The following is a 3,184-nucleotide window of genomic DNA, read 5'->3' as shown; positions in this document are numbered from 1 at the left end:
AGTCGGATGGTGAGAATACCAACAAGCTCATAAATTCCCCTGCCCAATTCAACGCAGAGCAAGAATGATCAAACTAACACCTGCAATGAAACAGTACTATGATGCAAAGAAGCAACATAGTGATGCACTTATTTTCTTCAGGATGGGGGATTTCTATGAATCCTTCGGAGAGGATGCAAAGACCATTGCAAAAGAACTTGAGATAACACTTACAACGCGGGGCAAGGACATTGAGGGTGAGAAAATGCCCCTTGCAGGTATTCCCTACCATGCTCTCGATAATTACCTGCCGCGGTTGGTAAAGAAAGGCTACAAAGTAGCTATCTGTGAGCAGCTTGAAGACCCTAAAAAAGCAAAGGGCATTATCAAGCGTGGGGTTGTCAGGGTCGTAACGCCCGGCACTGCCATTGATACTTCGATGTTCACGGACCCGTCTAATAATTATCTCATGTCCGTTTCAGGTGGAGATGGAGATTACGGAGTCTCATTTTTGGATGTTTCCACGGGCGAGTTCCTGACGACACAGTTTGCTGATACGCCTCCTTATGACAGGATAGCCAGTGAAGCTGCAAGGATGCGACCTTCAGAGTGTATAATCTCACGGTCGATGTTCTCTGATGAAAGGCTTGTCGGAAGGCTGAAGGAGCTCAATGTGCTGGTACATGAGTTCAAGGATGAGGCTTTTGATATTGATTCTTCTAGGAAGCTTCTTGAAAGGCATTTCAATGTCTCCACACTCGAAGGAATGGGCTGTGCCGGTCTGCCCTATGCCACATCTTCTGCAGGAGCCGCACTTGATTATGCGTTCACCACACAGATGAGGGAACTCGGGCATGTAAGTGAACTGAGCACCTATTCGGATTCTGAGTTCATGATGCTTGACTCGATCACCCTGAGAAATCTGGAGATAGTCAAGAACGTGCGAGGGGAAGGGAACGATACTTCCATATTGAAGGTGCTCGATGATACCAATACACCCATGGGTGGCAGGTTACTTCAGAAATGGCTTTTAAAGCCCCTCATCAATGTAGATTCCATCGATCACAGGCTGGATGCGCTGGAATGTCTGGCAAATGATACCATGCTGAGGTTCGATGTTCGCTCTCATCTGTCCTTTGTGAAGGATATAGAACGCCTTATAGGCAGGGTCGTTTACGGTAATTCAAACGCCCGGGATCTTATCGCTTTGAAACGTTCCCTTGGTTCAGTGCCACAGATAGTCGAAAGTATGGGCGATGACCCCGGATGTGAGATGCTCAGGAATATCCGGGATGGTCTTCTTGAGTTTGACCAGCTTGAAAATATTGTAAAATTGATCGATGATGCCATCGTGGAAGAGCCTCCTGTAAGCGTACGGGAAGGCGGGATGATCAGGTCCGGCTACAATGAGAAACTGGATGAGCTTAAGGGTATGTCCACTGGCGGAAAGACCTGGATAGCTTCGTTCCAGCAAAAGGAACGTGACAGGACCGGTATAAAATCGCTTAAGGTCGGCTATAATAGAGTGTTCGGCTACTACATCGAAATCACAAAGGCCAATATCGCACAGATACCTGATGATTATATTAGAAAGCAGACAATGCGGAATGCTGAAAGGTTCTACACTCCAGAGCTTAAGGAATGGGAAGGTGTCATCCTTTCCGCAGACGAGAAGATCACGGCGCTTGAGAATGAACTGTTCACTGAGATAACTTCCAATATCGCTTCCCATGCGTCCGATCTGCAGAGGATCGCTGTTCTGATCGGGCAGTTGGATTGTACTGCGAGCCTTGCGGAAGTTGCGGTTAACAATAATTTTGTAAGACCTAACATAACCTCCGATTGCAAGATATTGATCCGTGAAGGCAGACATCCGGTGGTAGAGAAAACCGTGCGTGGCGGATTCGTGCCCAATGATACGGAAATGGATTGTGTGGATGAGCAGTTCATTTTGATAACAGGGCCTAATATGGCGGGTAAATCCACTTACATGCGTCAGGTCTCCCTTATCATTATTATGGCACAGGCAGGTTCCTTTGTTCCGGCTTCCCATGCTTCTATCGGTATTGTGGACAGGGTCTTTACAAGGGTTGGTGCCTTTGATGACCTTGCAAGCGGGCAGAGTACCTTTATGGTAGAGATGGTGGAGCTTGCCAATATACTGAACAATGCGACCCCGAAAAGCCTTGTGCTCCTTGATGAGATCGGCAGGGGTACGAGCACTTATGACGGTTATAGTATCGCAAAGGCTGTGGTCGAATATATACACAATAAGGGCAGGGTAGGTGTACGCTCACTTTTTGCGACCCATTACCATCAGCTTACAAACATCTCTTCCAGTTTGAAAAGGGTGAAGAACTATCATATTGCGGTGAAGGAAGATGGCGATGACCTTGTTTTCCTCCGAAAGATCGTGCCAGGTGCCACTGATAAGAGCTATGGTATCCATGTTGCAAGGCTTGCAGGTGTGCCGCACAAGGTGACACAGAGGGCGAAGGAGGTCCTGCAGGATATTGAAGATGAAAGTGCCATCAGCAAGGAAAGCGATTCGAAGAGGGGCAGGAAGAAGAAGTCGGCACAGTATACCCAGTTAATGCTGTTCGATCCGGAGGGCTCGTCTGCACCTGTAGCTGAGCCTGACCCGGTTGTTGAGGAGCTGAAAAACCTTGATGTCAATAGTATGACCCCCATCGAGGCATTGAACAAGTTAAGTGAATTGCAGAAAAAGGCAGGTAATGGCGGGGAATGAAATGACCGAAGATAAGGGCGGTAAGATACGTGTTCTTGACGAGGCGACTATCAATAAGATAGCAGCAGGTGAGGTCGTCGAGCGTCCTGCTTCGGTGGTCAAGGAACTTGTGGACAATGCAATAGATGCAGGGGCTACTGAAATTAGGGTAGAGGTTGTGGCTGCCGGGACCGAGCTGATAACTGTCACCGACAATGGAAGTGGAATGCTTCGTGAGGATGCTGTTCTTGCTTTTACGAAACATGCTACCAGTAAGATAGTTCAAATCGAGGACCTTGAGGAGGTCCTGACCCTGGGTTTCAGGGGTGAAGCCCTGTCTTCCATTGCAGCGGTGGCCAAGGTCTATCTGACAACCCGACAAAAGGAGGAGATCGCTGGCACAAAGGTCGTTATAAGCGGAGGGTCGGTGGAGAATGTGGTGGAAGTGGGTGCTGCTCCGGGTACAAGTATCTCTGT

At 48.2% G+C, this 3,184-nt stretch carries 2 protein-coding genes; both read left to right on the top strand.

Annotated features, from left to right (window positions below):
- Positions 1-64: 64 nt before the first annotated feature.
- A complete protein-coding gene (gene mutS, locus QAS77_RS11230; protein ID WP_305065632.1) occupies positions 65-2,728 on the top strand; it encodes a DNA mismatch repair protein MutS in 2,664 nt (887 codons plus the stop codon).
- Position 2,729: 1 nt separating this feature from the next.
- Positions 2,730-3,184 (top strand): DNA mismatch repair endonuclease MutL (gene mutL / locus QAS77_RS11225; RefSeq protein WP_305065630.1); only part of this gene is annotated, 455 nt, incomplete at its 3' end.

The sequence above is a fragment of the Methanococcoides sp. genome, from assembly GCF_030594565.1.
Lineage (GTDB): Archaea > Halobacteriota > Methanosarcinia > Methanosarcinales > Methanosarcinaceae > Methanococcoides > Methanococcoides seepicolus.
The sequence above is the reverse complement of the archived record's forward strand: the minus strand, read 5'-3'. Positions and strand labels throughout refer to the sequence as shown.